This window comes from Mesorhizobium sp. B2-1-1 (assembly GCF_006442975.2).
Lineage (GTDB): Bacteria > Pseudomonadota > Alphaproteobacteria > Rhizobiales > Rhizobiaceae > Mesorhizobium.
The window spans coordinates 1,146,817-1,171,921 of sequence record NZ_CP083954.1; the positions used below are offsets into that span (position 1 = coordinate 1,146,817).

The 25,105-nt window shown below is 62.5% G+C and carries 30 protein-coding genes and 1 other RNA gene; 20 read left to right on the plus strand and 11 right to left on the minus strand.

Annotated elements, in window-relative coordinates; all coding sequences use genetic code 11:
* Nucleotides 1-10 precede the first annotated feature (10 nt).
* From livM to FJ972_RS05545, 9 genes are all read left to right on the plus strand, one after another.
* Complete coding sequence (gene livM / locus FJ972_RS05505) at nucleotides 11-1,561, plus strand: high-affinity branched-chain amino acid ABC transporter permease LivM (protein ID WP_404928016.1); 1,551 nt, start codon at nucleotides 11-13, stop codon at nucleotides 1,559-1,561.
* Entirely contained in the window at nucleotides 1,561-3,063 is a 1,503-nt protein-coding gene (locus FJ972_RS05510) for an ATP-binding cassette domain-containing protein (RefSeq protein WP_140493073.1), read from the plus strand. The genes livM and FJ972_RS05510 overlap by 1 nt, the downstream gene beginning before the upstream one ends.
* Complete coding sequence (locus tag FJ972_RS05515) at nucleotides 3,063-3,791, plus strand: ABC transporter ATP-binding protein (protein ID WP_140493077.1); 729 nt, start codon at nucleotides 3,063-3,065, stop codon at nucleotides 3,789-3,791. The genes FJ972_RS05510 and FJ972_RS05515 overlap by 1 nt, the downstream gene beginning before the upstream one ends.
* Before the next feature lie 17 nt (nucleotides 3,792-3,808).
* Nucleotides 3,809-4,156 (plus strand): DUF6867 family protein, encoded by a 348-nt coding sequence (locus tag FJ972_RS05520; protein ID WP_140493080.1) that lies wholly within the window; start codon nucleotides 3,809-3,811, stop codon nucleotides 4,154-4,156.
* Between the two features lie 137 nt (nucleotides 4,157-4,293).
* Nucleotides 4,294-5,412: a branched-chain amino acid ABC transporter substrate-binding protein gene (locus tag FJ972_RS05525; protein ID WP_140493083.1), complete on the plus strand. Its 1,119-nt coding sequence runs from the start codon at nucleotides 4,294-4,296 to the stop codon at nucleotides 5,410-5,412.
* Nucleotides 5,413-5,684: 272 nt separating this feature from the next.
* On the plus strand, nucleotides 5,685-9,143 hold the full coding sequence (pyc, locus tag FJ972_RS05530; RefSeq protein ID WP_226880506.1) for a pyruvate carboxylase: 3,459 nt from the start codon (nucleotides 5,685-5,687) through the stop codon (nucleotides 9,141-9,143).
* 165 nt (nucleotides 9,144-9,308) lie between these two features.
* Nucleotides 9,309-9,569 (plus strand): DUF2312 domain-containing protein, encoded by a 261-nt coding sequence (locus FJ972_RS05535; RefSeq protein WP_140493089.1) that lies wholly within the window; start codon nucleotides 9,309-9,311, stop codon nucleotides 9,567-9,569.
* A 32-nt stretch (nucleotides 9,570-9,601) separates the two neighbouring features.
* A complete protein-coding gene (locus tag FJ972_RS05540; RefSeq protein WP_140525025.1) occupies nucleotides 9,602-10,042 on the plus strand; it encodes a hypothetical protein in 441 nt (146 codons plus the stop codon).
* A 7-nt stretch (nucleotides 10,043-10,049) separates the two neighbouring features.
* Nucleotides 10,050-10,349, plus strand: a complete 300-nt coding sequence (locus tag FJ972_RS05545) for a hypothetical protein (RefSeq protein ID WP_140525026.1) — start codon at nucleotides 10,050-10,052, stop codon at nucleotides 10,347-10,349.
* Between the two features lie 63 nt (nucleotides 10,350-10,412).
* Here FJ972_RS05545 and msrB read toward each other — a convergent pair whose 3' ends face one another.
* From msrB to FJ972_RS05570, 5 genes are all read right to left on the minus strand, one after another.
* Entirely contained in the window at nucleotides 10,413-10,814 is a 402-nt protein-coding gene (gene msrB, locus FJ972_RS05550) for a peptide-methionine (R)-S-oxide reductase MsrB (protein WP_140525027.1), read from the minus strand.
* A 113-nt stretch (nucleotides 10,815-10,927) separates the two neighbouring features.
* Nucleotides 10,928-11,725: an MBL fold metallo-hydrolase gene (locus FJ972_RS05555; protein WP_140525028.1), complete on the minus strand. Its 798-nt coding sequence runs from the start codon at nucleotides 11,723-11,725 to the stop codon at nucleotides 10,928-10,930.
* 24 nt (nucleotides 11,726-11,749) lie between these two features.
* The gene (locus FJ972_RS05560) at nucleotides 11,750-12,940 is read right to left on the minus strand and encodes a vWA domain-containing protein (protein WP_140525029.1); all 1,191 of its coding nucleotides are present in this window, start codon (nucleotides 12,938-12,940) and stop codon (nucleotides 11,750-11,752) included.
* A 7-nt stretch (nucleotides 12,941-12,947) separates the two neighbouring features.
* Nucleotides 12,948-13,394 (minus strand): GNAT family N-acetyltransferase, encoded by a 447-nt coding sequence (locus FJ972_RS05565; protein ID WP_140525030.1) that lies wholly within the window; start codon nucleotides 13,392-13,394, stop codon nucleotides 12,948-12,950.
* 65 nt (nucleotides 13,395-13,459) lie between these two features.
* Complete coding sequence (locus FJ972_RS05570) at nucleotides 13,460-14,323, minus strand: LysR family transcriptional regulator (protein ID WP_140525031.1); 864 nt, start codon at nucleotides 14,321-14,323, stop codon at nucleotides 13,460-13,462.
* A gap of 143 nt (nucleotides 14,324-14,466) precedes the next feature.
* Between FJ972_RS05570 and FJ972_RS05575 the strand changes: the two genes are divergently transcribed.
* Entirely contained in the window at nucleotides 14,467-16,029 is a 1,563-nt protein-coding gene (locus FJ972_RS05575) for an MFS transporter (RefSeq protein WP_224704225.1), read from the plus strand.
* Between the two features lie 40 nt (nucleotides 16,030-16,069).
* On the opposite strand, the gene FJ972_RS05580 is transcribed toward FJ972_RS05575, so the two are convergent.
* Nucleotides 16,070-16,909 (minus strand): AAA family ATPase, encoded by an 840-nt coding sequence (locus tag FJ972_RS05580; RefSeq protein WP_140493116.1) that lies wholly within the window; start codon nucleotides 16,907-16,909, stop codon nucleotides 16,070-16,072.
* 159 nt (nucleotides 16,910-17,068) lie between these two features.
* Here FJ972_RS05580 and ssrS point away from each other — a divergent pair.
* The 6 genes from ssrS to FJ972_RS05610 all read left to right on the plus strand — a co-directional run bounded on the left by ssrS (nucleotide 17,069) and on the right by FJ972_RS05610 (nucleotide 20,266).
* Nucleotides 17,069-17,223: non-coding RNA, 6S RNA (ssrS, locus tag FJ972_RS05585), on the plus strand.
* Nucleotides 17,224-17,318: 95 nt separating this feature from the next.
* Nucleotides 17,319-17,906 (plus strand): 5-formyltetrahydrofolate cyclo-ligase, encoded by a 588-nt coding sequence (locus tag FJ972_RS05590; protein WP_140525033.1) that lies wholly within the window; start codon nucleotides 17,319-17,321, stop codon nucleotides 17,904-17,906.
* A gap of 61 nt (nucleotides 17,907-17,967) precedes the next feature.
* The gene (locus FJ972_RS05595; RefSeq protein WP_140493122.1) at nucleotides 17,968-18,792 is read left to right on the plus strand and encodes a YmdB family metallophosphoesterase; all 825 of its coding nucleotides are present in this window, start codon (nucleotides 17,968-17,970) and stop codon (nucleotides 18,790-18,792) included.
* A gap of 70 nt (nucleotides 18,793-18,862) precedes the next feature.
* Nucleotides 18,863-19,630 (plus strand): TerC family protein, encoded by a 768-nt coding sequence (locus FJ972_RS05600; protein WP_140525034.1) that lies wholly within the window; start codon nucleotides 18,863-18,865, stop codon nucleotides 19,628-19,630.
* A gap of 80 nt (nucleotides 19,631-19,710) precedes the next feature.
* Nucleotides 19,711-19,998: a BrnT family toxin gene (locus FJ972_RS05605; protein WP_140525035.1), complete on the plus strand. Its 288-nt coding sequence runs from the start codon at nucleotides 19,711-19,713 to the stop codon at nucleotides 19,996-19,998.
* Nucleotides 19,979-20,266 carry a BrnA antitoxin family protein gene (locus tag FJ972_RS05610; RefSeq protein WP_140525036.1) on the plus strand — a complete coding sequence of 96 codons (288 nt, stop codon included), beginning with the start codon at nucleotides 19,979-19,981 and terminating at the stop codon, nucleotides 20,264-20,266. Before FJ972_RS05605 ends, FJ972_RS05610 begins: the two co-directional genes overlap by 20 nt.
* 6 nt (nucleotides 20,267-20,272) lie before the next feature.
* Here FJ972_RS05610 and FJ972_RS05615 read toward each other — a convergent pair whose 3' ends face one another.
* The 3 genes from FJ972_RS05615 to FJ972_RS05625 all read right to left on the minus strand — a co-directional run bounded on the left by FJ972_RS05615 (nucleotide 20,273) and on the right by FJ972_RS05625 (nucleotide 21,848).
* Complete coding sequence (locus FJ972_RS05615) at nucleotides 20,273-20,740, minus strand: SRPBCC family protein (protein ID WP_140525037.1); 468 nt, start codon at nucleotides 20,738-20,740, stop codon at nucleotides 20,273-20,275.
* Nucleotides 20,741-20,958: 218 nt separating this feature from the next.
* A complete protein-coding gene (locus FJ972_RS05620; RefSeq protein ID WP_140525079.1) occupies nucleotides 20,959-21,327 on the minus strand; it encodes a VOC family protein in 369 nt (122 codons plus the stop codon).
* A 38-nt stretch (nucleotides 21,328-21,365) separates the two neighbouring features.
* Nucleotides 21,366-21,848: an SRPBCC domain-containing protein gene (locus FJ972_RS05625; RefSeq protein WP_140493137.1), complete on the minus strand. Its 483-nt coding sequence runs from the start codon at nucleotides 21,846-21,848 to the stop codon at nucleotides 21,366-21,368.
* A 51-nt stretch (nucleotides 21,849-21,899) separates the two neighbouring features.
* On the opposite strand from FJ972_RS05625, the gene FJ972_RS05630 reads away from it, so the two are divergent.
* The 3 genes from FJ972_RS05630 (at nucleotide 21,900) to FJ972_RS05640 (ending at nucleotide 23,493) form a co-directional block, all read left to right on the plus strand.
* Nucleotides 21,900-22,223 carry an ArsR/SmtB family transcription factor gene (locus FJ972_RS05630; protein ID WP_140525038.1) on the plus strand — a complete coding sequence of 108 codons (324 nt, stop codon included), beginning with the start codon at nucleotides 21,900-21,902 and terminating at the stop codon, nucleotides 22,221-22,223.
* A 211-nt stretch (nucleotides 22,224-22,434) separates the two neighbouring features.
* Entirely contained in the window at nucleotides 22,435-23,184 is a 750-nt protein-coding gene (locus tag FJ972_RS05635; RefSeq protein ID WP_140525039.1) for a YebC/PmpR family DNA-binding transcriptional regulator, read from the plus strand.
* Nucleotides 23,185-23,196: 12 nt separating this feature from the next.
* On the plus strand, nucleotides 23,197-23,493 hold the full coding sequence (locus FJ972_RS05640; RefSeq protein WP_140493146.1) for a SelT/SelW/SelH family protein: 297 nt from the start codon (nucleotides 23,197-23,199) through the stop codon (nucleotides 23,491-23,493).
* Between the two features lie 21 nt (nucleotides 23,494-23,514).
* Here FJ972_RS05640 and FJ972_RS05645 read toward each other — a convergent pair whose 3' ends face one another.
* Both FJ972_RS05645 and FJ972_RS05650 read right to left on the minus strand, forming a co-directional pair.
* On the minus strand, nucleotides 23,515-23,676 hold the full coding sequence (locus tag FJ972_RS05645) for a hypothetical protein (protein ID WP_181165385.1): 162 nt from the start codon (nucleotides 23,674-23,676) through the stop codon (nucleotides 23,515-23,517).
* 63 nt (nucleotides 23,677-23,739) lie between these two features.
* On the minus strand, nucleotides 23,740-24,219 hold the full coding sequence (locus tag FJ972_RS05650; RefSeq protein ID WP_181170859.1) for a DUF1772 domain-containing protein: 480 nt from the start codon (nucleotides 24,217-24,219) through the stop codon (nucleotides 23,740-23,742).
* A 221-nt stretch (nucleotides 24,220-24,440) separates the two neighbouring features.
* On the opposite strand from FJ972_RS05650, the gene FJ972_RS05655 reads away from it, so the two are divergent.
* A complete protein-coding gene (locus FJ972_RS05655) occupies nucleotides 24,441-25,076 on the plus strand; it encodes a TetR/AcrR family transcriptional regulator (protein ID WP_140517544.1) in 636 nt (211 codons plus the stop codon).
* Nucleotides 25,077-25,105 lie beyond the last annotated feature (29 nt).

Here is a 25,105-nt window from a genome sequence, read left to right on the forward strand (position 1 = left end):
AGCCACGCCCATGCAGCGCGCCTTGCGCGAGGCCTTCTATGCCGGTGCCATCGCGCTCGGCCTGTTCGTGCTGTTTATCGGGCTCAAGACCGACCAGAACATCTCAAACGAGCTGATCCTGGTGCAGCGCTGGGGGTTGCTCGCCGCAGTGGTCATCGCCACCGCCGTCGGCCGCTTCCTCTATGTCGCCTACGGCCAGCCCTTTTTGGCCAACCAGAAGATCGCCGACGTCGCCACCGGCTTGCTGCCGGCCAGCGTGGCGTCGCGCTTCTTCCTCTTTCCAGCCTTCATCGTGGCCGTCATCGTCGCGGCGCTGCTGTTCGTCTTCAGCAGGTCTCTCGCCGGCTGGGTAGGGGCGGAGCCGGCCGGCTATCTGCAATTCCTGCGCGCCCTTGCGGTCATCTACGCGCTGGCCTGCGTGATCTACTATTTCCGCGGCTTCATCCATGCCAACTTCACAAAACTCGGCATCGCCGCACTGGTGCTCTATCCGATCATTGTCGTGGGCATGCTGTCGCTGATGTCGTGGTCGCTCGTCGGCGGGCTGCAAGGGTCGCTGAAATGGGTCGATAATTTCGGTATCCAGATCCTGATCTATGTCATGCTGGCCTGGGGGCTGAACATCGTCGTCGGTCTGGCCGGCCTGCTCGACCTCGGCTATGTCGCCTTCTATGCGGTCGGCGCCTATGCCTATGCGCTGCTCGGCACGCATTACGGCCTCTCCTTCTGGATCCTCCTGCCGGCCGCAGGCGCCATGGCCGCCTTCTGGGGCGTGCTGCTCGGCTTTCCGGTGCTGCGCCTGCGCGGCGACTACCTGGCCATCGTGACGCTTGCCTTCGGCGAGATCATCCGGCTGGTGATCATCAACTGGCGCGAGGTGACCAATGGCTCGGCCGGCATTTCCGGCATCCCGAAGGTCACCTTCTTCGGCCTGATGAGCTTCAACGTCTCGGATCCGAACTACATCGGCAAGGTGCTGAACATCGCCACATCGAGCGCCTATTACAAGATCTTCCTCTATTACCTCATCCTGGGGCTGGCGCTGCTCACCGCCTTCGTCACGGTCAGGCTGAGGCGCATGCCGGTCGGCCGCGCCTGGGAAGCCTTGCGCGAGGACGAGATCGCCTGCCGCTCGCTCGGCATCAACACCACGACCACCAAGCTGACCGCCTTTGCCACCGGCGCCATGTTCGGCGGTTTTGCCGGCTCGTTCTTCGCCGCCCGGCAAGGCTTCGTCAGCCCCGAATCCTTCGTCTTCCTGGAATCGGCCATCATCCTGGCCATCGTCGTGCTTGGCGGCATGGGATCACTGGTCGGCATTGCCGTCGCGGCTCTGGTCATGATCGGCGGCACCGAGGTGCTGCGCGAACTCGACTTCCTCAAGCAGGTCTTCGGACCCGACTTCACGCCGGAACTCTACCGTATGCTGCTGTTCGGCATGGCCATGGTGATCGTCATGCTGTGGAAGCCGCGCGGCTTTGTCGGCAGCCGTGAGCCGACCGCCTTCCTCAAGGTGCGAAGGGCTGTCTCCAGTTCCTTCACCAAGGAGGGGCACGGCTGATGAACGCGAACCCCTCCATGAACGACGCCATCCTGAACGTCGAACACCTGTCGATGAAGTTCGGCGGCCTGGTCGCGATCGGCGACCTGTCCTTCACCGCCAGGCGCGGCGAGATCACCGCGCTGATCGGGCCCAACGGCGCCGGCAAGACCACCGTGTTCAACTGCATCACCGGCTTCTACAAGCCGTCGGAAGGCATGATCACTCTCACCCGGCAGGACGGCTCGATCTACCTGCTCGAACGGCTGCCCAACCATGAGATCCCGGCGCGCGCCAAGGTGGCGCGCACCTTCCAGAACATCCGCCTGTTCTCGGGCATGACGGTGCTCGAGAACCTGCTCGTTGCCCAGCACAACAAGCTGATGAAGGCTTCGGGCTATACGGTGCTCGGCCTGTTCGGCTTCAGCGGTTACCGCAAGGCCTCGGCCGAATCCGTCGAACTTGCCAAGCACTGGCTTGAGAAAGCCGATCTGGTCGACCGCGCCGACGATCCGGCCGGCGACCTGCCCTATGGCGCGCAGCGGCGCCTCGAGATCGCGCGCGCCATGTGCACCGGCCCGGAGCTTTTGTGCCTCGACGAGCCCGCCGCCGGTCTCAATCCAAAGGAATCGGCCGCGCTCAACGACCTGCTGATGGACATCAAGAACAACACCGGCACCTCGATCCTGCTGATCGAGCACGACATGTCGGTGGTCATGCAGATCTCCGATCACGTCGTGGTTCTGGAATACGGCCGCAAGATCTCCGACGGCAATCCGCAGTCGGTGCGCACCGATCCGCGCGTCATCGCCGCCTATCTCGGCGTCGACGACGAGGAGGTCGAGACCGTGCTGACTGAAGTCGGCGACGAGGACGTCATCGAGCAACTCGATACCGGTCCCGATGCCGCGCATGGTCCGGGAACATCGTCGTCCTATCTCGCCGGCCCGGTGAGCGACACGGTCGGCCACAGCGAAGGCGAGCGCATCACGGTGTCGAAGGGCGCCTCGAAGGCGGCGCAGGTCGATGCGCGGGCGGCGAGCGTTGCGGCCAAGGCTGTCGCGCCAGCACCTGCTTCGCGGACCAAGCCGGCGGCGAAGCCGGCCACCAAGGCGAGTGTCAAGACAGGGGCCAAGACGCCGGCCGCGAAGGCCGCGGGCATCTCGAACCGCCTCACGGCGCCCCGCGGCGGCAAAGCCGACAATCTCACCCGCATCAAGGGGATCGGCGCGGTCAACGAGAAGAAGCTCAACGAACACGGCATCTTCCACTTCGACCAGATCGGCGCCTGGAAGAAGGCCGATGTCGAGGCCGTCGAAGCGTATCTCGCCTTTGACGGACGCATCGCCCGCGAAGAATGGGTCAAGCAGGCCAGGCTGCTTAGCCAGGGCAAGGACACGGAATTCTCGCGCCGCGTCGACGCCGGCAAGGTGGCGACGAGCCATGCTTCCGGTAAGCAGGCAGCAAAGCCCGCGACAGGAGCGGGCAAGCCCGTTCGGGCCAAGCGCGGAGGGGGCAAGTGATGGCCGGGAAGACGCTGCTCGATATCAAGGGCGTGCAGACCTATTACGGCAACATCCGTGCGCTGAACGGCGTCGACGTCACCGTCAACGAGGGCGAGATCGTGGCGCTGATCGGCGCCAACGGCGCCGGCAAATCGACGCTGATGATGACCATTTTTGGAGCGCCGCGCGCCCGCGCGGGCACCATCACCTTCGCCGGCGCCGACATCACCCAATTGCCGACGCACGAGATCGCGCGCTTGCGCATTGCCCAGTCGCCGGAAGGCCGGCGCATCTTCCCGCGCATGACGGTGATGGAAAATCTGCAGATGGGCGCCAGCCTCGACAACCTCAAGCACTATGACGAGGACGTCGAGAAGGTGTTCGCACTGTTCCCGCGCCTGAAGGAGCGCATCGCCCAGCGCGGCGGCACGCTGTCGGGCGGCGAGCAGCAGATGCTGTCGATCGGGCGCGCGCTGATGGCGCGGCCGAAGCTGCTTCTGCTCGACGAGCCGTCGCTCGGTCTTGCGCCGCTGATCGTCAAACAGATCTTCGATGCCATTCGCGAGCTGAACCGCACGCAGGGGCTGACCGTGTTCCTGGTCGAGCAGAACGCCTTCGGCGCGCTGAAGCTGGCGACGCGCGGCTATGTCATGGTCAACGGCAATGTGACCATGAGCGGCACCGGCAAGGAACTGCTCGCCAATCCGGAAGTGCGCGCCGCCTATCTCGAAGGCGGCCATCACTGAGTTCAGGAGTCCTTACCATGCAAGGCATTCTCTACGAGGAACCGTCCATCTGGCAGTTCTTCTTCGTCACCTGCCTGCTCGGCGGCTGGGCGGCATGGATGACCGGCAAGGCCAGTGCCCAGACCTGGCGCAGCTTCGTCCAGCTGTTCGCCTATCTGCTGGGTCTCGGCATCGGCATCCGCTTCATCCATCACGCGCTGTTCAACGGCACGATGTTCTCGCTGCATTACTATGTCGTCGACACCATCGTACTGATGATCCTCGGCTTCGTCGGCTATCAATACACACGAACCAACCAGATGGTGACACAGTATAATTGGCTCTACGAAAGAGCTTCAATCTTGAGCTGGAAACCGAAAGGTTGACGTTCATCATTAACGCCGTTTCGGGGATGAATCGGCGTGACAAGTGCCTGAAAATCGGCAAACTATGCTTTCTGCGATAAGGGTGGGCATCGCATGAAAGCTTCATCCACGCCCACTCCGTTAATGGGAGCGTTTAAATGAAAAAATCACTTTTGTCCGCCGTCGCCCTGACCGCGCTGATCGCGTTCAGCGGCAATGCGTGGGCTGATCTAATGGTCGGCGTTGCTGGCCCGATCACGGGTCCGAATGCCGCCTTCGGCGCACAGTTGCAGAAGGGCGCGGAGCAGGCGGTCGCCGACATCAATGCGGCGGGCGGCATCAACGGCGAGCAGATCAAGCTCGAAGTCGGCGACGACGTCTCCGATCCGAAGCAAGGCATCTCGGTCGCCAACAAGTTCGTCGGCGACGGAGTCAAGTTCGTGGTCGGCCACTTCAACTCGGGCGTCTCCATTCCGGCGTCGGAAGTCTACGCGGAAAACGGCATCGTCGAGATCACGCCTGCCGCGACCAACCCCCAGTTCACCGAGCGCGGCCTGTGGAACGTGTTCCGCACCTGCGGACGCGATGACCAGCAGGGCGGCATCGCCGGCGGTTATCTGGCGGCCAATTTCAAGGACGCCAAGATCGCCGTCGTGCACGACAAGACCACCTACGGCCAGGGCCTTGCCGACGAGACCAAGAAGGCTATGAACGCCAAGGGCGTGAAGGAAGTCATGTATGAAGGCGTCAATGTCGGCGACAAGGACTTCTCGGCGCTGATCGCCAAGATGAAGGAAGCCGGCGTCTCCATCATCTACTGGGGCGGCCTGCACACTGAAGCCGGCCTGATCATCCGCCAGGCGGCCGACCAGGGCCTCAAGGCGACGCTGGTTTCCGGCGACGGCATCGTGTCGAACGAACTGGCTTCGATCGCTGGCGACGCGGTCGCGGGCACACTCAACACGTTCGGCCCGGACCCTCGCCTGATCCCGGCCAACAAGGAACTGGTCGAGAAGTTCCGCGCGCAGGGCTTCGAGCCGGAGGCCTACACGCTCTACGCCTACGCGGCCATGCAGGCGATCGCCGAGGCAGCCACCTCTGCCAAGTCCAACGACCCGCAGGAAGTTGCCAAGGCGCTGCATGAGAAGGGTCCGTTCAAGACCGTGCTCGGCGACCTCTCCTACGACGCCAAGGGTGACCCGACGCTGCCCGGCTACGTCATGTACGAGTGGAAGAAGGGCGACGACGGCAAGTACACCTACGTCCAGAAGATGTAAGCCTGTCCGAATTGACTTCACGGAATGCCCGGCGCCTCGCGCCGGGCATTTTCTTTTACGGAAGCAGCGATCGCGCGTTTATTATCTGGCAAAGATCCTCGTTTTGAGGACAGCGGCGGCTTTCCACTGATGTTCAGCCGTTTGGGGCCACGCTCAAGGCGAAGACTCGGGTTTAAATCGGTTTAAACGCGCGTCAAATTTTGTTTGCACTGCAGCATTTTCACGCTAATCATGGCGCTTCTGCTCTTCCTTCCGCTGCTGGAGCCCAATCCTTGGCCATCACGAAGATCCTCGTCGCCAACCGGTCCGAAATCGCCATCCGCGTGTTTCGCGCGGCCAATGAACTCGGCCTCAAAACGGTGGCGATCTGGGCCGAGGAGGACAAATATTCGTTGCATCGCTTCAAGGCCGACGAGAGCTACCAGGTCGGGCGCGGGCCGCATCTCAACAAGGACATGGGGCCGATCGAAAGCTATCTCTCGATCGAGGAGGTGATCCGCGTCGCCAGGTTGTCGGGCGCCGATGCGATCCACCCCGGTTACGGGCTGCTTTCGGAAAGCCCCGAATTCGCCGAGGCCTGCGCCGAAGCCGGGATCACCTTCATCGGACCCAAGCCGGAGACGATGCGCCGGCTTGGCAACAAGGTCGCGGCGCGCAATCTGGCCATCGAGGTCGGCGTGCCTGTCATTCCCGCCACCGATCCGTTGCCGGACGACATGGAGGCGGTCAAGAAACTTGCCACGGAGATCGGCTATCCCCTGATGCTGAAGGCTTCGTGGGGGCGGCGGCGGCGCGGCATGCGCGCCATCCGTGCCGAGGCCGATCTCGCCCGCGAGGTCACCGAGGGCAAGCGCGAGGCGAAAGCCGCCTTCGGCAAGGACGAGGTCTATCTCGAAAAGCTGATCGAGCGCGCCCGCCATGTCGAAGTGCAGATCCTGGGCGATACCAGTGGCAATGCGGTGCATCTGTTCGAGCGCGACTGCTCGATCCAGCGCCGCAACCAGAAGGTCGTCGAGCGGGCGCCCGCGCCCTATCTCAGCGAGGAGCTGCGCCAGGAGCTGTGCGGCCATGCGCTGAAGATCGCGCGCGAAACCAGCTATATCGGCGCCGGCACGGTCGAGTTCCTGCAGGACGCCGACACCGGCAAGTTCTATTTCATCGAGGTCAATCCGCGCATCCAGGTCGAGCACACCGTCACCGAACAGGTGACGGGCATCGACATCGTCAAGGCGCAGATCCACATTCTCGACGGCTTCGCCATCGGCACGCCGGAATCGGGCGTTCCGGCACAAAAGGACATCAGGCTGAACGGCCACGCGCTGCAGTGCCGCATCACCACCGAGGATCCCGAGCACAATTTCATCCCGGACTATGGCCGCATCACTGCCTATCGCGGCGCCACCGGCTTCGGCATCCGCCTCGATGGCGGCACCGCCTATTCGGGCGCGGTCATTACCCGCTTCTATGACCCGTTGCTGGAAAAGGTGACCGCATGGGCGCCGACGCCGGCCGAGACAATCGCACGTATGAACCGGGCGCTGCGCGAATTCCGCATCCGCGGCGTGGCCACCAACCTGACCTTCCTCGAAGCGATCATCAACCACCCGAGCTTCGCCGACAATTCCTACACGACCAAGTTCATAGACACGACGCCGGAGCTGTTCGAGCAGGTCAAGCGCCAGGACCGCGCCACGAAGCTGCTCAACTATCTTGCCGACGTCAGCGTCAACGGCCATCCCGAGACGCGCGGCCGGCCGCAGCCGAAAGCCGATGCCGCCGCACCCGTGGTGCCCTACCTCAACGGCAATGTGCCCGGCGGCAGCAAGCAGAAGCTTGACGTGCTCGGTCCGGAAAAATTCGCCGCCTGGATGCGCACGCAAAAAGAGGTGCTGGTCACCGACACGACGATGCGCGACGGCCATCAATCCCTGCTGGCGACGCGTGTGCGCACGCACGACATCGCCGGCATAGCGGGCACCTATGCGCGTGCCCTGCCGCAGTTGCTTTCGCTTGAATGCTGGGGCGGCGCCACCTTCGACGTCGCCATGCGCTTTCTCACCGAGGATCCCTGGGAGCGGCTCTCGCTGGTACGCGAGGCGGCGCCCAACCTCCTGCTGCAGATGCTTCTGCGGGGCGCCAACGGCGTCGGCTACACCAACTATCCCGACAATGTCGTGCAGCATTTCGTCAAACAGGCGGCATCAGGCGGTATCGACCTGTTCCGGGTGTTCGACTGCCTGAACTGGGTCGAGAACATGCGCGTCGCCATGGACGCGGTCGGCGCCGAGGGCAAGCTGATCGAGGCGGCGATCTGCTATACCGGCGATATTCTCGATCCCGCGCGGGCGAAGTACGACCTGAAATATTATGTCGGGCTGGCGAAAGAGCTCGAGGCGGCCGGCGCCCATATCATAGCGGTCAAGGATATGGCCGGGCTGTTGAAGCCGAGCGCCGCGCGCGTGCTGTTCAAGGCGCTGCGCGAAGCGACAGACCTGCCCATCCATTTCCACACGCACGATACATCGGGGCTCTCAGCGGCAACGGTTCTGGCGGCGGTGGAGAGCGGCGTCGACGCCATCGACGCGGCGATGGATGCGTTCTCCGGCAACACCTCGCAGCCCTGCCTGGGCTCGATCGTCGAGGCGCTGAAGGGCACCGAGCGCGATCCCGGGCTCGACCCGCAATGGATCCGGAGGATCTCCTTCTACTGGGAAGCGGTGCGCAACCAGTATGCCGCCTTCGAAAGCGACCTCAAGGGGCCGGCGTCGGAAGTCTACCTGCACGAGATGCCGGGCGGACAGTTCACGAACCTCAAGGAACAGGCGCGTTCGCTTGGGCTGGAGACGCGCTGGCACGAGGTGGCGCAGACCTATCACGACGTCAATCTGATGTTCGGCGACATCGTCAAGGTGACCCCGTCGTCCAAGGTGGTCGGCGACATGGCGCTGATGATGGTCAGCCAGGATCTCACCGTCGCCGACGTCGAGAACCCGGTGAGGGACATCGCCTTCCCGGACTCGGTCGTCTCGATGCTGCGCGGCGATCTCGGCCAGTCGCCTGGCGGCTGGCCGCAGGCGCTGCAGAAGAAAGTGCTGAAGGGCGACAGGCCGATCACGGCGCGGCCGGGCTCGCTGCTCAAGCCGGCAGACCTCAAGGCCAGCCGCAAGGAGATCGAACGGAAGCTCGAGCGCAAGCTCAGCGAATACGAGTTCGCTTCCTGGCTGATGTATCCGAAGGTCTTCTCGGACTTCGCGGCCGCGCAGGAAACCTACGGTCCCGTCAGCGTGCTGCCGACGCCGACCTATTTCTACGGCATGAAGCCGGAAGACGAGGTGTTCGTCGACATCGAGAAGGGCAAGACGCTGGTCGTGCGCTGCCAGGCGATCGGCGACGTGGACGACAAGGGCATGGTCACCGTGTTCTTCGAACTCAACGGCCAGCCGCGCCGCGTCAAGGTGCCCGACCGGGCGCATGGCGCGTCCGCCGCGAAGGCAAGGCGCAAGGCCGAACCCGGCAACGAGGCGCATGTCGGGGCGCCGATGCCGGGCGTCGTCTCGGCGCTCGCGGTGGCCGCCGGCCAGGCCGTCAAGGCCGGCGACGTGCTGCTTTCCATCGAAGCGATGAAGATGGAAACGGCGCTGCATGCCGAGCGTGACGGCACGGTCGCCGAGGTGCTGGTCAAGGCCGGCGACCAGATCGATGCCAAGGACCTGCTGATCGCCTTCAATTGAGATCTCGCAAGAGAGAGCCACAGACTGTCGGCTTCTGTCGGCAGCCCTGCCAGCCTGTTCGATAACCGCTTGACCCGCCGTCCCCGGTCGGGCATCGAACCGCAGAAATTTGCGGCGGCACGGTTGCCGAGTCGCGGCGAAGCATCGATTTTTTTGGAGAAAAACATGGCCGACGATATCACAGAGACCAGCCAGACTGTTGCCGCCGGCCAGTTGCGTGCCTTCATCGAGCGCATCGAGCGGCTCGAGGAGGAGAAGAAGACCATTTCTGACGACATCAAGGAAGTGTTCGCCGAGGCCAAGGGCACCGGCTTCGACACCAAGGCGATGCGCGCGATCATCCGGCTGCGCAAGAAGGACCAGGCCGAGCGCCAGGAGGAGGAGTCCATCCTGGACCTCTACAAGGCCGCTCTCGGCATGGTGTAAGGCGAGGCATCTCGTGATGTCCGGGGTCGGCGATGAGTGAGTTCGACTTCGGTGGCCGAAGGGCCTCAGAGTTCCGCCAACGCGGCTTCTGGACGCTGTTTGCCGGGCGTCACCCGGAAGAAAGAACCCGGCTGGCGAGGCGAGGGCCCTGGTTCTGGCAGCGCGGGCTGCCGGAATTCGCGCTGGTGCTGTCCATGTATGTGGCGCCGAGCGAGAATGTGGTCGGCATCTTCTTCGGCCGTAACGAGAAGCTTGGCGCAACCGACGTCTGGGTGCGCCTCAAGCCGTTTCAGCCGGCGATCGAGGAACGGCTGAAGCTCAGGCCGGAGCAGAGCGCACAAAACCTCGGCATCAATTCACAGTGGCGGGTCAACTGCTTTGCCGAGGACAATTGGCCGGCCATGACCGACTGGCTGGTGACCGAATGCTCGCGGTTCGAGTGCGCCGTCACCGAAGTTCTGGGACAGGGATAGACCGCCGATGCTCGCGGATTTCTTCCGCTCGCGTTGGGATGGCCAGGTGCGGCTCGACCGGCTGTTCTGGCGCGATATGGTGCTCGTCGGCACGGCGATCAACGTTGCATCGTCCGTGGCGGCGCTCATTCTGCTGGGGTTGAAGATGCCGCTCGGTCTTGTGCTGGCGGTGCATTTCGCGCCGGTGCCCTACAACATCTTCCTGACTTCGGCCGTCTGGCGGACGGCGGAGCGAACCGGTGGCGCCAAGGCCTCCCTTGCTATGCTGGGTTCGGCGCTCTGGCTGATCGCAACAGTCGTCGTCTGACAATGCTGCACGAAAAAGGGCGGCCGAGGCCGCCCTTCGCAGAAAACATTGGCGAGGCCTCGCTCAGGCCGGCTCGAATCTCAGCGCCACGCCGTTGATGCAGTAGCGCAGCCCGGTCGGCGGCGGGCCGTCCTCGAAGACGTGGCCGAGATGGCTGCCGCAGCGAGCGCAATGGCATTCCGTGCGGACCATGCCGTAGCTGCGGTCGGTCGTGGTCTCGATGGAACCGGGAACGGGGTCGTTGAAGCTCGGCCAGCCGGTGCCGCTCTCGAACTTCAGCTTGGATTCGAACAGCGGCTGGTCGCAGCCGACGCAAAAGAAAGTGCCGGCGCGCTTTTCGTGAAGCAGCGCACAGCTGCCCGGGCGTTCGGTGCCATGGTTGCGCATGACGGCATATTGCTCAGGCGTCAGCCGGGCGCGCCATTCGGCGTCGGTGCGGGTGACGGGATAGGTGTGGGTGTCCATGCAGAAAACTCCTCGGCCTTGACGGCTCATTGTTGATCGCAATGTCTATTCGCAACAAGATAGGCGTTTGTTACGAGATTTGCCCGCATTTTCGAGCGTGCCTTCTGCAATCCTCATGTGATCGCCGTGAGATAGCGCGCAACGGAGGCCGCCAGCGCCTCTTTCGCGCCACCGATAACGTTCTGGTTCCACCACGCGCCGTAGATGTCATCGAATGTGAAGGGCTCCAGCGCGGCCGCGATGCGGCGCACGGCGGCCGCATTGAGCGGGATGTAGTTGGGATAGCTGTACATGAAGCTGACGTGGCGGCGGGTCGGCGTCACCTGCAAGATATCGCCGGCCAAGAGAGCATTGCCGCCTTCGCGCTTCCAGTGCAGCACCTGGCCGCCAGCAAAGTGGCCGCCGCAGCGGATGAGCGTCAACGCCGGGTTCAGGTCCAGTGTCTCGCCTTGCCAACTGACGATCGACGGGTGCGGCCGCATGATCCACTGCCGGTCGTCGTCATGGAGATAGATCGGCACGCCGCCAAACGCCTCGCTCCATTCGACCATCACCGAATAGTAGTGGCAGTGCGAGATGGCGATCGCGGCAAGGCCGCCGCGGCGCTTGATCTCGGCCACCGCCTCGTCGGTCACAAGCGAGATACAGTCCCACAGAACGTTGCCGTGCCGCGTCTGCGCCAGCAGCGCCCGCTGACCGATGGCGAAGCGCGGCTCGATGCCGAAGGCGAGAACGCCGGCATCATCCTTCATCACGAGCCGATGCCCGGCGGCGAGCTCTTCCGGTGTGATCCAGGCCTGGCCTTCCCAGCGCACATATTGCCGCTCGTCCTCGCAGATAGGACAATGCCGAGGCGGCGCTTCGCTCTGCGCGAACTGGACGCCGCATTGCAGGCACAGGAAACAGGTCATGGAACCTCCCGTCATTGTCCCGGCTTAGTGCTTGCGCGACAATTGCCTCGTTGCGCCTTCCAGCCCGGCCAGCGTCAGCGGAAACATGCGGCCGCCGAACATGTCGCGGATCATAGCAATCGAATGGGTGAAATCCCAGTTCTTCTGGCTCTCGGGGTTCACCCATACCGCGTTCGGCCACTGCCGCAGCAGACGGCCGAGCCAGACGGCGCCCGCCTCCGGGTTCCAGTGCTCGACCGAGCCACCGGGATGCGCGATCTCGTAAGGGCTCATCGAGGCATCGCCGACCACGATCACCTTGTAGTCAGGTCCATATTTGTGGAGGAGGTCGAAGGTCGGGATCGTCTCGGCATGACGGCGGCGATTGTCCTTCCACACGCCCTCGTAGAGGCAGTTGTGGAAATAAAAATATTCGAGCTGGCGGAATTCGGCGCGGGCGGCCGAGAACAATTCCTCGACGCTTCTAATGTGGTCGTCCATCGAGCCGCCGACATCGAAGAACATCAAAAGCTTCACCGCGTTGCGCCGCTCTGGCCGCGTCTTGACGTCGAGATAACCGTGCTCGGCGGTGGCGTGGATGGTGCCGGGCAGGTCGAACTCCTCCTCGGCGCCTTCACGCACCCAGCGGCGCAGCCGCTTGAGCGCGATCTTGATGTTGCGGGTGCCGAGCTCGACGGCGTCGTCGAAATTCCTGAACTCGCGCCTGTCCCAAACCTTCACGGCCCGGCGGTTGCGGCTCTCATGCTGGCCGATGCGCACGCCTTCGGGATTGTAGCCATAGGCGCCGAAAGGCGAGGTGCCGCCAGTGCCGATCCATTTCGAGCCGCCTTGGTGGCGGCCTTTCTGCTCCTCGAGCCGCTGCTTCAGCGTCTCCATCAGCTTCTCGAAACCACCGAGCGCCGCGACCAGCTTTTTCTCTTCCTCGGTCAGGTGCTTTTCGGCCAGCCGGCGCAGCCATTCCTCGGGGATATCAGCGACGTTGACGGCATTCGGACCGCTGAGCGCCTCCACACCCTTGAATACATGCGCGAACACCTGGTCGAAGCGGTCGATATGGCGTTCGTCCTTCACCAGCGCTGCGCGAGCGAGGTAGTAAAAACCTTCGACGTCGTAGTCGACCAGCCCGGCTTCCAACCCCTCCAGCAGCAACAGGTATTCCCTGAGTGAAACGGGAACGCGCGCTGCCTTCAGTTCGAGGAAGAAGGGGATGAACATTTTCTACCTATAGAAGATCATATTCGATGAAGCCGGTGCGGCGCGCGACATGGTCATAGAGCTTGCGCGCCGTGGCGTTGGTTTCGTGCGTCATCCAGTAGACATTCCTGACGCCGATCTTGCCGGCTTCCTGCTTCACGGCTTCGATCAGCGCAGCGCCAATCCCCTTGCCGCGCACTTCGGGGTCGGCGAACAGATCTTGCAAGTAGCAGTTGTTTTTCTCGGACCAGCAAGAGCGATGGTACAGGTAATGGGTGAGGCCGACAGCCTTGCCGTCGAGGACGGCGATAAAGCCCTTAGGTTCGAACTCGCCTTGCGTGAACAGGCGCTTCCAGGTGACCTCGTAGACCTCTTGCGGCAGTTTCGTCTCGTAGAAAGCAAGGTAAGCGGTCCAAAGCCTGCGCCAGTCGGCGTGGTCGGATTCTGCGAGCGGGCGGATAGTGATCTCGGCCATTTCGTTCCCTCTGAGGTCTGGAACTCAATCCATACCAACAGAATCGGGATCAGGAACACCCTTGCCTATCCCGCCGGCGAATTATACTCGCGAAAAGCGGTCGCGAGCATGTGCAGCGCCTCTCGTGCCCTTGGCGCCAAGCTGTGCGAATGCAAAACGATCTCGGAAGGGGGAATTGGCGGCAGGCCGAGTTTGCGGCCCACCTCGACCAGGCCGGGCGGCGCGACACGGTAGGCGAGCGCAGCGACGGCGAAGCCGGCCGACACCGCGATATTGACGGCTGCGCCGCCGCCGCCCACGAAAGCCTCGTTCCAGGCAATGCCTGCCTTATCCAGCGTCTCGACAGCTCTCACGCGGTCAGGGCAATTGCATACGGTGCTTAGCAGCGCCAGGCGCAATGGCGTTCCCGGCCGCCATTCGAAGGCCGGGGCGGCGAACCAGCCATATTGAGTGCGCGACAAGGCTTCGCCGCGGCGGCTGTCGTCTTCCTGATGGACAATCACCGCATCGAGCTCACCGCGATCGAAAGCCTCCTCCAGCATGGAGCTCGTATCGATCCTGATGTTGAGCGCGAGCGACGGATCATGGGCATGCAACTGGGCTATCAATATGGACAGCTCAGGCCCGGCGACGTGATCGACAAAGCCGAGAGCAAGCCGACACGGCGCGTCGGAAAATTCCGTAACGGCTCGTTCGTGGGCGGCAAGGAATTCACGCGCCGCCGTGAGAAAAGCCGCTCCCCTTGCCGAGAGGGCCACGCGGCGCGGCGTTCGTTCGATCAGACGCGCGCCGAGCTTCTCTTCCAGCCGACGCAGCTTAACGCTGATCGTCGCCTGGGTGCTGCCCAGCGCGGCAGCCGCACGCGTGAAGCTCTGCAGGTCGGCCACCATGACGAAGGTCCGCACGGCATCGACGTCAAGACTGGTCATCTCTAATCATTCCATTTTGTCATTTCTGAAATAGAAACGCATAGTCTTTTTTCATGATGGGGGGTCATTTAAGTCATGTCGACCGCTGTGTGAAGAGCGACGCTCGCAGCCACTTCCGAATGCTCCGACTGAAAGTGACCGACATGACGTTTCCAATCGACCGAAACACCGTTGCTCTTGCGGGGGTCTGCCTCGCCTCGCTGCTGTTCGGCCTCGAAATCTCCAGCGTCCCGGTGATCCTGCCGAAACTGGAAACCGTGCTTGGCGCTGATTTCAAGGATCTGCAATGGATCATGAATGCCTACACCATTGCCTGCACCACGGTGTTGATGGCGACGGGGACATTGGCCGACCGTCTCGGCCGCAAACGCGTGATGGTGGGCACCACCGTCGCCTTTGGCCTCGCCTCCCTGCTATGCGGTCTCGCAACGAGCGCTTCGCTCCTTATCATCGCGCGCTTTCTGCAAGGCCTGGCGGGCGGAGCGATGTTTACCTGCAGCGTGGCGGTGTTGTCTCACCAGTTTCAAGACGGCAGTGAACGCGGCAAAGCCTTCGTCGCCTGGAGCGTCGTCTCGGGCATCGGGCTTGGCTTCGGCCCCGCCATTGGCGGATTGATTGTGACGCTGTCGAGTTGGCAATGGGTGTTCCTCATCCATGTGCCGCTTGCCGTTCTTGCCCTGGCCTTCATCGGCGCCGGTGTCACCGAATCGCGCGATCGCAACGCGCAGAAGCTTGACCGGGCCGGCATACTGACACTGTCGTTCGCGGTGTTCGGCTTCTCCTATCTGATCACGCAAGGGGCCGATCTGGGCGCTGGCGCGCGCACCGGCGTGGCAAGCGCGGCCGTGCTGGCCTTCGTCGCGTTCCTCGTAGCCGAGAAGATCAATCCCTATCCGATGTTCGATTTCTCCGTTTTCCGCATCCGCCAATTCTCGGGAGCGATCATGGGCGGCATCGGCATGAATTTCAGCTACTGGCCGTTCATCATCTATCTGCCGATCTATTTTTCGGGGGTCCTCGGTTACGACAGCACCACGACCGGGCTGTTGCTGCTCGTCTACACGCTACCCTTCATGCTGATGCCGTCGATCGCCGAGCGCCTTCGGGCACGCTATCAGGCGCGGGTGGCGATCCCGCTCGGCTTGTTGACATTGGGGGTCGGTTTCATCGCCATGTGGATAGGGTCCGGGCTCGAGGGCAACTGGCTGACCATGCTGCCCGGCACGCTGATCGCCGGCATCGGCATCGGCCTGACCAATTCGCCGACCACCAACACCACGACCGGCTCGGTGCCACCCGATCGTGCCGGCATGGCGTCCGGCATCGATATCAGTGCGCGGCTGATCACGCTTGCCATCAACATCGCGGTGCTGGGACTGCTGCTGACGCAGGGGATCGTTTCTTATCTGCGCAACGCATTCGGCACGGCTGTCGACCCGAACGAACTGCGCGCCCTGGCGGAGAAGATCGCAGCCGGCAATCTCGACGGCCTGGCGCAATACTCGCCCAAGCTTGCGACCCTCGACCCGACGGGCGCCATCGTTCATGCCGCCCTGGTCAACGGTTTTGGCTGGGTCATGCTCTATAGCGGGATCGGCGTTCTGGCTCTTGCCGTCATCAGCTTTGCTATCTTCGGTCCAAAACATGTCGCGCCGCAGCAGCGAAGCGGGCGTCCTGCGCAGGGTGCTGGCGAGGTGCGCTCCTAGCAATGCCTTGCGGCTCGGCCTCAGGACGCCGAGCCGCTCGTCACCCTTGCCGTCTCGCCATGAAGGCCAGCCGTTCGAACAGATGCACGTCCTGCTCGTTCTTCAGCAGTGCGCCATGCAGCTTGGGCAGCGCGTTCTTCGGGTCGGCGCGCAGATCCTCGGGCGCGATGTCGTCGGCGACCAGCAGCCTTATCCAGTCAAGCGCCTCGGAGGTCGACGGCTTCTTCTTCAGCCCCGGCACGTCGCGGATTTCGTAGAACTGAGTGAGCGCCGCCCGCACCAGATTCTGCTTGATGCCGGGATAGTGCACATCGACTATCCTGTGCAGCGTCTCGACGTCGGGAAAGCGGATGTAGTGGAAGAAGCAGCGACGCAGGAAGGCGTCCGGCAGCTCCTTCTCGTTGTTGGAGGTGATGATGACGATCGGCCTCACCGCGGCGCGGATCGTCTCGCCGGTCTCGTAGACGAAGAACTCCATCCGGTCGAGTTCCTGCAAGAGGTCGTTGGGAAATTCGATATCGGCCTTGTCGATCTCGTCGATTAGGAGGACGACTTTCTTGCCGGCGGCGAAGGCTTCCCACAATTTGCCGCGCTTGATGTAGTTCTTGATATCGTTGAACCTGGTATCGCCAAGTTGGCTGTCGCGCAGCCGCGACACTGCATCGTACTCGTAGAGGCCTTGCTGCGCCCGCGTCGTCGATTTGACGTGCCATTCGATGAGTTCCAGCCCGAGTGCCGCCGCCACTTGCCTGGCAAGCTCCGTCTTGCCGGTGCCGGGCTCACCTTTGACCAGCAAGGGCCGTTCCAGCGCGATCGCCGCGTTGACCGCCACCATCAGATCCTTGTCGGCGACGTAGGCCGCAGTGCCTTCGAAACGCATTTTTGCTCCTTGGTTCAGTACGGACGACCGTAAGGAGACGGCTTGGCCCATGCAAGGGTGGGTTGGCGGCGGCGAAATGTGAAGCCGGCAGGGAAAGAGCGCCAACTCTCTGGCGCCAAGTCTCTGGCGCTTGGGAGGGCATCGGCCTATATTGGGGCTGACGGTCTGCGCTTCCCGGCAGGAGACACTTTTCCCCGGGGCCTTAACGATCCTTAGGGAGCTGTCCCTGGGAAGACCCGTGGGTTTTCTCACACGGCGCCCACCTACTTGTAGGCACCCGGGATCGACTTCTCCACCGGTTGTGTGGATCGTCACTTATTCGCCACATCCACGTATTTCGTGGATCATGCGATGGAAAGCGTCGCTCCCAAAACGTCCATTCAGGTCTGGCTTTTTCTAGCGTCTGCGCATGACATCCTCAAAAGACCTGAAAAAACAGCTGCGCAAGGAAGCACTTGGCCGCCGCGACGCGCTCGATGAATTCTGGCGGGTGGAAGTCGCGCTCGACATGGCCGAAACCGCGCGCGACCAGCTTGCCATCGAGCCAGGCCAAATCGTGTCCGGCTTCTGGCCAATGCGCTCGGAAGTCGATGTCCGGCCGCTGATGTTCGCCTTGCGCGAAAAGGGCGCACGGCTCTGCCTTCCGGCGATCCTCGACAAGACGACCATCGTCTTTCGCGAATTGGTACGCGGCGCGCCGATGATCGATATGGGATTTGGCACCGTCGGGCCGCATGAGGAAGCCGAAGTTCTTGACCCCTCCGTCATGCTGGTGCCGCTCGCCGGCTTCGACGCGCGCGGCCACCGCATCGGTTACGGCGCGGGCTATTATGACCGTGCGATCGCCAAGCTTGTCGACAAGGGGCATGCGCCCCGGCTGATCGGCATTGCTTTCGACTGCCAGGAAGTGACGATGGTTCCCAATGAGGACCATGACGTCATCATCCCGGAAATACTCACCGAGAGCGGGTTGCGCCGGTTCGAGCCAGAATTGTAGATAGTTCTTTGGAACGCATGATCTTTGCCGAAAGTCATGCCACTTTTCGGGGTCAAGCGTGATGAGGCTTCTCTTCCTCGGCGACATGGTCGGCAAGACAGGCCGCACGGCGGTGTGGGAGCAATTGCCGGGCCTGATCTCGGACTTCAAGCTCGATTTCGTCATCGTCAACGGCGAAAACGCGGCCGGCGGCTTCGGCATCACCGAGGAGATTTTTCGCGAGACCATCGCGGCCGGCGCCGATGTCGTCACCACCGGCAACCATGTCTGGGACCAGCGCGATGCGCTCGCCTTCGCGCCGCGCGAAGAGCGCTTCCTGCGCCCCTCCAATTTTCCCAAGGGCACGCCCGGGCGCGGCTCGGGCGTCTACATCGCCAGGAGCGGCGCGCGCGTGCTGGTCGCCAACATCATGGGCCGGGTGTTCATGCATCCCGAGCTCGACGATCCCTTCCAGGCTGGCGAGCGCGAGCTTGCCGCCTGTCCGCTCGGCGAGCAGGCGGATGCCGTGGTCATCGACTTCCACGCCGAGGCGACCTCCGAAAAAATGTGCTTCGCGCATTTCGTCGACGGTCGCGCCAGCCTCGTGGTCGGCACTCACACCCACCAGCCGACCGCCGATCACCATATCCTCAATGGCGGCACCGGCTACATTTCCGACGCGGGCATGTGCGGCGATTATGATTCGTCGCTCGGCATGGACAAGGAGGAGCCGCTCAACCGGTTCCTGTCGAAAGTGCCGAAGGGGCGTTTCGAGGCGGCGACCGGACCCGCGACCTTGTGCGGCGTCGGCGTTGATATTTCCGACCGCACGGGGCTGACCGAGAAGATCGCGCCGTTTCGCCGCGGGCCGCGGCTCGAGGAAACGGCGCCGTCCTTCTGGACGTGACATTGATATAGGGGCTCTCAATACCTAACTGCCGGCGACACTGCTCTAGATCGTAGAGGGGACGACCTCCATGCAGCTTATCGAGTTCCTGGCGCCGCACTTCGCCTTCGTGTTCGATCCCACCGCCTGGGTCGCGCTGTTGACCCTGGTGGTGCTCGAGATCGTGCTCGGCATCGACAACCTGATCTTTATCTCGATCCTGACCAACAAGCTGCCGGAAGCACAGCGAGCCCGCGCCCGCCGGCTCGGCATCTCGGCGGCGCTCGTCATGCGGCTGGTGCTGCTCGCCACCATCTCGATCATCGTCCAACTGACGGCGCCGGTCTTCACCGCCCTTGGCCACGGCTTTTCCTGGCGCGACCTGATCCTGATCGCCGGTGGCCTGTTCCTGGTGTGGAAGGCGACCAAGGAGATCCATCACACGGTCGACCCCGACGACCACCAGGACACGATGCTGGGCGAGACCGTGCAGATGAGCCTTGCCGGCGCCATCTTCCAGATACTGCTTCTCGACCTTGTCTTCTCCATCGATTCCATCATTACCGCCGTCGGCATGACCGACGAGATCGCCATCATGTACATCGCCGTCATCGTGGCGGTTACGGTGATGATGCTGGCGGCTACGCCGTTGGCGAACTTCATAGCCAGGAACCCGAGCATCGTCATGCTGGCGCTGGGCTTCCTGTTGATGATCGGCATGACGCTGATCGCCGACGGCATGGGCTACCATGTGCCCAAGGGTTATATCTACGCGGCTATGGGTTTTTCGGCGCTCGTCGAAGGCCTCAACATGCTGGCGCGGAACCGCAAGAAGGCGAAGTCCGGCGGCGGGCATTGAGCCTGACGACATGGCCAATGCCGAGTTCAGGCTGACTTTTACGAAATTGTACGTACAATATCGTAATCGATGGTGCTGCTTTGCGGTTCGAATGGGATGCTGAAAGAGCCAGGCGCAAACTTGCCAAGCTCGGCATCGGATTCGATCTCGCGCAGAAGGTGTTCGATGATCCGCTTTATCTCATCGTGCCCGACCGGTTTGAAGATGGTGAGCAGCGTTGGCACGCTATCGGGACGATCGATGCCGTAGTGGTCATGCTGGTTGTCCACACATATCCTGATCGCGAAGATGAAGGACGAGTTAGGATTGTTGGTGCCCGGAAAGCGACAGCGCATGAAAGGAGGCGCTATGAGCAAGAAGGACCTTAGTCAGGATCAGCGCAACCAGCTCGCCAAGCTGGCTGGTTTGCCTGACAGCGAAATTAATACTTCCGACATCCCAGAAGTTCCGGCGGAGAATTGGATTCATGCTCGTCGTGGACATCTTTACAGACCACTCAAGCAGCCAGTGACAATCAGACTCGATACTGACGTGCTATCGTGGTTCAAGGAGCATGTCGGGGGTGGTGGTTACCAGACCGAAATCAATCGTGTGCTCCGCCATCACGTGATCGAGCAGGAAAAGCGTAAAACCTGAGCCGGTTCAACTCCCCGGTGCGCCCTTCGAGTGACGGTCGCCGATCAGGCCTAGTGTCAGGCCTTGTTCGAGCCAGGCCTTGGCGCCGGCCAGAACGAGCGTGAAGCCGCCGGTTGAATCGACCGCCTGTTTCGCCTGTTCGTCGCCATTGCCGGCAAAGCCGAAATTGTGGACCTCCAGGAAGGTCGCGTCACCTGGCATTTCGGTGAAGGTCCAGATCACCGTGGTCGGCGGATCGCTCCATTGCATGACGATCTTTTCGTTGACGACGATCTCGCTGGCGACCACCGTCGTCGAGACGCCATACATGCGCCACTCCCATTGAACCGGCTTGCCGCCGTCCAGCCTGCCGCTGGAATGGGTGAACCAGAATTTCGTGGTGATCTCCGGGTCGACGATGGCCTCGAAAACGTCGGAGACCGGCCGCCGGATCAGCATGGCGGCTTCGGCCGTCGGTGTCTCGCGGATTTCCATAGCGTTCTCCCCTGCCGAACACGCCTTCACCAGGCGTCGGGCTCCCGCACCATGTGAACGATGTTGGCGGGGCTGGTGATCCAGAAACCACGGAAGCCCTCTCCCAGCGGCTCGATGACGTCGCATCGCTCGACGCCGGCCTTGGCGAGATGATCGGCGGCGCCCGGGAAATCCCCGGTGAACAGTCCCAGCCAGGATCTCGGCCTGGCCCGGTCCTGCTACGGCAGATTGATCTGCCAGGAAACGCCGAACCTGTCGTTCAGCCAGGCGAAACGGCGGCTGAAGCCGTAATTGCCGGTCGGCATCAGAAACGTGCCGTTTTTGGACAGGGCCTCGACGATGCGTTCCAGCTCTTCTTCGGTGGAACAGTCGACGAAGAGCGAGACCGACGGCGTGAAGGTGAAGGCGTGGTGCACAGGGCTGTTGAAGATCATGACCTCCGTGCCGCCGATGGATGCGCGGGCCAGCTTGACTGCCCCTTCGAGTCCGTCCTCGCCTGCACCGTAGCGCGTGAGGTCGAGGACACGGCTCTCCGGGATGGTTTCGCAATAGAAGGCCATGGCCTCCTCGGCCTTGCCTTCGAACATCAGGAACGGAGTTACTTTCACGGCAGGCCTCCCTTCGCTCAAATGTTGGTCTCGTTGGCAGGCTCGCCCTTCATCTCGCTGCGGTAGTAGCCTTCGCGCAAATTGATGCCGTGTTCGACATAGGCCTTCATGCAGGCCAGCATCTGCGACCAGCCCTCGCAATTGAGATAGGACTTCTTCAGGCCGACCGCGTCCTCGTGCCAGCCGGCCTCGGCGATGGTGACGAAGGTGCCGCCGTCGTCGAGCGGCTCGAAATTCATCTCGATGCGGGTCTTGTAGGCCGGCTTTCCCTCTTCGTCGGTGGCATCCCAGCGCAGCACGATGCGGCTGTCCCTGACGATTTCGTCTACTTCGACCGGCACCTTGCCCCACCACACGACATTGGCGCCCGGCACCAAGGGCGCGCTGGCACCGCCGATGGTGGTGAAATAGGAGCTGAGCTTCTTCGGATTGACGACCGCGTCGAAGACGTCGGCGACCGGTTTGCCGATGCGTCCTGAAACCCTGAAACCAAGAGACATATCCACAGTTCCTTCCTTGATTGATAGGAGCTTATGTTATAAAAAAATAACATGTCAAGCCGATCGCAAGACGACAATGTTTTCAAGGCGCTGGCGCATCCGCGCCGGCGCGAGATGCTGGATCTGCTGAAGGACGCGCCAAAGACGACCGGCATGCTGTGCGAGGCGTTTTCCGACATCGACCGCTGCACCGTCATGCTGCATCTCAAAGTGCTGGAAGAGGCCGATCTCATCGTGGCGCGGCGCGAGGGGCGCGAGCGCTGGAACAATCTCAATGCGCTGCCGATCAAGCAGATACACGACCGCTGGATCAGCCAGTACGCCGGCCATGCGCTTAGTATCATCGACCGGCTGAAGTCGGATCTGGAGGGGTGAACAGCCGTCACGGCTTTTGCCGTGCGTGGCAAAGCGCGGCGCGGCTGGACGAATTGAGCCGATTTATCTATAAGCCGGCCATTCCGACAAAGAGCGCCATACGTCCATTCGGACGCAGCAGGGACGTTCTGACATTTTGAATTCGAGCATTGCGGAAGGCGGGTCATGCATCTCGCCGCGCGATGCTCTAGCCGAACACGACAGGGGTGCCATGGCTGGCCATTCACAGTTCAAGAACATCATGCACCGCAAGGGCCGTCAGGACGCGGTGCGGTCGAAAATGTTTTCCAAGCTGGCGCGCGAAATCACCGTCGCGGCCAAGAGCGGGACCCCCGATCCGTCGATGAATCCGCGCCTGCGCCTTGCCGTGCAGAACGCCAAGGCGGTGTCGATGCCGAAGGACAACATCCAGCGCGCCATCAACAAGGCGTCGATGGGCGACGCCGAAAATTACGAAGCCGTGCGTTACGAGGGCTACGGTCCCGGCGGCGTCGCCGTAATCGTCGAGGCGCTGACCGACAATCGCAACCGCTCGGCTTCGAATGTGCGCGCCGCCTTCACCAAGGCCGGTGGGGCGATGGGCGAAACCGGCTCGGTGTCGTTCATGTGGGATCGGGTCGGCGAGATCTATTATCCAGCATCGGCCGGCAGCGCCGACAAGGTCATGGACGCGGCAATCGAAGCCGGCGCCGATGACGTGGAGTCGGATGAGGAAGGCCACACCATCTATTGCGCCTTCGAAAACCTCGGCGAGGTGTCGAAGGCACTCGAAGCCTCTCTCGGCGAGGCGGAATCGGTGAAGCCGATCTGGAAACCGCAGAACAATATTCCGGTCGATGAAGAACGCGCCCAGTCGCTGATGAAGCTGGTCGCCACGCTCGAGGACGACGATGACGTTCAAAGCGTCTACGCCAATTTCGAGGTCGACGAGGAGACCATGGCCAAGCTCAGCGCTGCGTGAGCAAAGCCTGACATGATCGAAAAACCGCTGCCCACCATCCGCATCACCTATTGCACGCAGTGCCAGTGGCTGCTGCGTGCCGGCTGGATGGCGCAGGAACTGCTATCGACATTCGGCACCGATCTGGGCGAGGTGACGCTGGTGCCCGGCACCGGCGGCGTCTTCACCATATCGTGCAACGAGGTGCTGGTCTGGGACCGCAAGCGCGACGGCGGCTTTCCGGATGCGGCAAAACTCAAGCAACTGGTGCGCGACGTCATCGACCCGGACCGCGATCTCGGTCATTCCGACCGCAAGGCGAAGAGCTGAGACTTCCGCAGAAGCCGGACGTCATTTTCCTCGCCTCTGCCCGAAAATCGCGCCGATCCCCGCGCCGATTGCTATGCCCATGCCGATGCCGACGGCAGGGTCATCCATCGCTGCGCCACAGACAGCGCCGAGGCCGATCCCCGCGGCAATGCCCAAGGCCATGGTGGAATACGGGTCGTTCACGGCGCTTCTCCCGATAAACACGCCTCGGTCGCCGCGATGCCGAACGCGGCGGACCGAGACACGTCAACGCGCGGCGAACCAGAAGGATGCCAGCGCGGCGATGGCGGTGATGGCGCGCACGTGGTTCCACATCACCCAGTCCCTGAGATAGGTGGTCCATACAGCAGCGCCGTTGCTGCTCGCCGGATCGACGGCGGCCAGCGCGTCGTTGAGCGGCACGTTGAAAACCATCGTCACGATCGGGTTGCCGACGAGATAGATGACTGCGCCGGCCAGCAGCCAGAAGGAGCCTGGCTGCTGCCAGCCGATGATGGCGCCGGCGATCAAGACAAGGCAGATCAGGCCGGTGCCGAACAAGGCGGTCATGAACATCGGCGTGATGACGGTGATGTTGATCGAGTTCATGGCGGCGATGCCGCCCGACGGAGGCAGGCGAGCCATTGCCGGCATGACGAAGTTGGAAAAAGCGAAGAACACGCCGCCAACAACGCCCGAGCCGATAGCGGCGATGAAGATGAGGCTGGGAAGTAGTTTCGCGATCATGTCAGTTGCTCCAGATGCCGGTTGCGGCGGTTTCAGCCGCAATGGGCAGAAAAGTTTTGCGGGATGGCCGGCCACCTGTTCGACGCCTTCAAATCAATTATCCCGTCTGCTTCTTTCAAAACATGAGAAATCCTCATATTTGCAAAACGTGATAAACCCTCGTATTTTGCGAGTCAAGTCATTTCTGGGTGGCATTGCCGCCCGGCGTCTGTTGAAGAGCCATGGAAAAAACCGCCACGTCCCCACCGGAACAGGTCGCCACGCCACGCCGCGCGCCGAGCCAGCAGCGCAGCCGTGAACGGGTCGAGCGCATGCTCGCCGCCGCCTCGGCGCTGATTGCGGAGCAAGGCAGCGATGCCATGCGCATGGGCGAGGTGGCGGAGCGGGCTGGGGTGTCGATCGGCTCGCTCTACCAGTTCTTCCCCGACAAGCGGGCGATCGTCTGGGCGCTGGCCGAGCGCTACACCGCCGAAAGCCAGGCCTGCATTTCAGCCACGCTCAAGGACGTCGGCGACGCCGAGGGCCTTCGGCGGGCGTTCTCGGAATTGGTGGACATTTATTACCACCTGTTCCTGGCGGAGCCGGTGATGCGCGATATCTGGTCGGGCACGCAGGCCGACAAAGCGCTGCGCGAACTGGAACTCGCCGACAGCCGTGCGAACGCCGAATTTCTCACTGCGACGCTCAAACGCCTGCGGCCCGATGCCGATGCCGTCGCGCTGGAGACGACGGCGTTTCTCGTTTGGCAGATGGGCGAGGCCGCCATGCGGCTGGCGATCTCGGTCGAGCGGAAGGAGGGCGACAGGCTGGTCGCCGCCTACAAGCGCATGGCGCTCAGGGAATTGCTTGCGGAATAGGATGCTCTCACCCGCCCCCTCGTGGGGAG

Bases quoted from the DNA above. Each gene is read 5' to 3' on its own strand.
- livM (WP_404928016.1), top strand. From the start codon at position 11: ATGCAGCGCGCCTTGCGCGAGGCCTTCTATGCCGGTGCCATCGCGCTC.
- FJ972_RS05510 (WP_140493073.1), top strand. From the start codon at position 1,561: ATGAACGCGAACCCCTCCATGAACGACGCCATCCTGAACGTCGAACAC.
- FJ972_RS05515 (WP_140493077.1), top strand. From the start codon at position 3,063: ATGGCCGGGAAGACGCTGCTCGATATCAAGGGCGTGCAGACCTATTAC.
- FJ972_RS05520 (WP_140493080.1), top strand. From the start codon at position 3,809: ATGCAAGGCATTCTCTACGAGGAACCGTCCATCTGGCAGTTCTTCTTC.
- FJ972_RS05525 (WP_140493083.1), top strand. From the start codon at position 4,294: ATGAAAAAATCACTTTTGTCCGCCGTCGCCCTGACCGCGCTGATCGCG.
- FJ972_RS05535 (WP_140493089.1), top strand. From the start codon at position 9,309: ATGGCCGACGATATCACAGAGACCAGCCAGACTGTTGCCGCCGGCCAG.
- FJ972_RS05540 (WP_140525025.1), top strand. From the start codon at position 9,602: ATGAGTGAGTTCGACTTCGGTGGCCGAAGGGCCTCAGAGTTCCGCCAA.
- FJ972_RS05545 (WP_140525026.1), top strand. From the start codon at position 10,050: ATGCTCGCGGATTTCTTCCGCTCGCGTTGGGATGGCCAGGTGCGGCTC.
- msrB (WP_140525027.1), bottom strand. From the start codon at position 10,814: ATGGACACCCACACCTATCCCGTCACCCGCACCGACGCCGAATGGCGC.
- FJ972_RS05555 (WP_140525028.1), bottom strand. From the start codon at position 11,725: ATGACCTGTTTCCTGTGCCTGCAATGCGGCGTCCAGTTCGCGCAGAGC.
- FJ972_RS05560 (WP_140525029.1), bottom strand. From the start codon at position 12,940: ATGTTCATCCCCTTCTTCCTCGAACTGAAGGCAGCGCGCGTTCCCGTT.
- FJ972_RS05565 (WP_140525030.1), bottom strand. From the start codon at position 13,394: ATGGCCGAGATCACTATCCGCCCGCTCGCAGAATCCGACCACGCCGAC.
- FJ972_RS05570 (WP_140525031.1), bottom strand. From the start codon at position 14,323: ATGACCAGTCTTGACGTCGATGCCGTGCGGACCTTCGTCATGGTGGCC.
- FJ972_RS05575 (WP_224704225.1), top strand. From the start codon at position 14,467: ATGACGTTTCCAATCGACCGAAACACCGTTGCTCTTGCGGGGGTCTGC.
- FJ972_RS05580 (WP_140493116.1), bottom strand. From the start codon at position 16,909: ATGCGTTTCGAAGGCACTGCGGCCTACGTCGCCGACAAGGATCTGATG.
- FJ972_RS05590 (WP_140525033.1), top strand. From the start codon at position 17,319: ATGACATCCTCAAAAGACCTGAAAAAACAGCTGCGCAAGGAAGCACTT.
- FJ972_RS05595 (WP_140493122.1), top strand. From the start codon at position 17,968: ATGAGGCTTCTCTTCCTCGGCGACATGGTCGGCAAGACAGGCCGCACG.
- FJ972_RS05600 (WP_140525034.1), top strand. From the start codon at position 18,863: ATGCAGCTTATCGAGTTCCTGGCGCCGCACTTCGCCTTCGTGTTCGAT.
- FJ972_RS05610 (WP_140525036.1), top strand. From the start codon at position 19,979: ATGAGCAAGAAGGACCTTAGTCAGGATCAGCGCAACCAGCTCGCCAAG.
- FJ972_RS05615 (WP_140525037.1), bottom strand. From the start codon at position 20,740: ATGGAAATCCGCGAGACACCGACGGCCGAAGCCGCCATGCTGATCCGG.
- FJ972_RS05620 (WP_140525079.1), bottom strand. From the start codon at position 21,327: ATGTTCGAAGGCAAGGCCGAGGAGGCCATGGCCTTCTATTGCGAAACC.
- FJ972_RS05625 (WP_140493137.1), bottom strand. From the start codon at position 21,848: ATGTCTCTTGGTTTCAGGGTTTCAGGACGCATCGGCAAACCGGTCGCC.
- FJ972_RS05630 (WP_140525038.1), top strand. From the start codon at position 21,900: ATGTCAAGCCGATCGCAAGACGACAATGTTTTCAAGGCGCTGGCGCAT.
- FJ972_RS05635 (WP_140525039.1), top strand. From the start codon at position 22,435: ATGGCTGGCCATTCACAGTTCAAGAACATCATGCACCGCAAGGGCCGT.
- FJ972_RS05640 (WP_140493146.1), top strand. From the start codon at position 23,197: ATGATCGAAAAACCGCTGCCCACCATCCGCATCACCTATTGCACGCAG.
- FJ972_RS05650 (WP_181170859.1), bottom strand. From the start codon at position 24,219: ATGATCGCGAAACTACTTCCCAGCCTCATCTTCATCGCCGCTATCGGC.
- FJ972_RS05655 (WP_140517544.1), top strand. From the start codon at position 24,441: ATGGAAAAAACCGCCACGTCCCCACCGGAACAGGTCGCCACGCCACGC.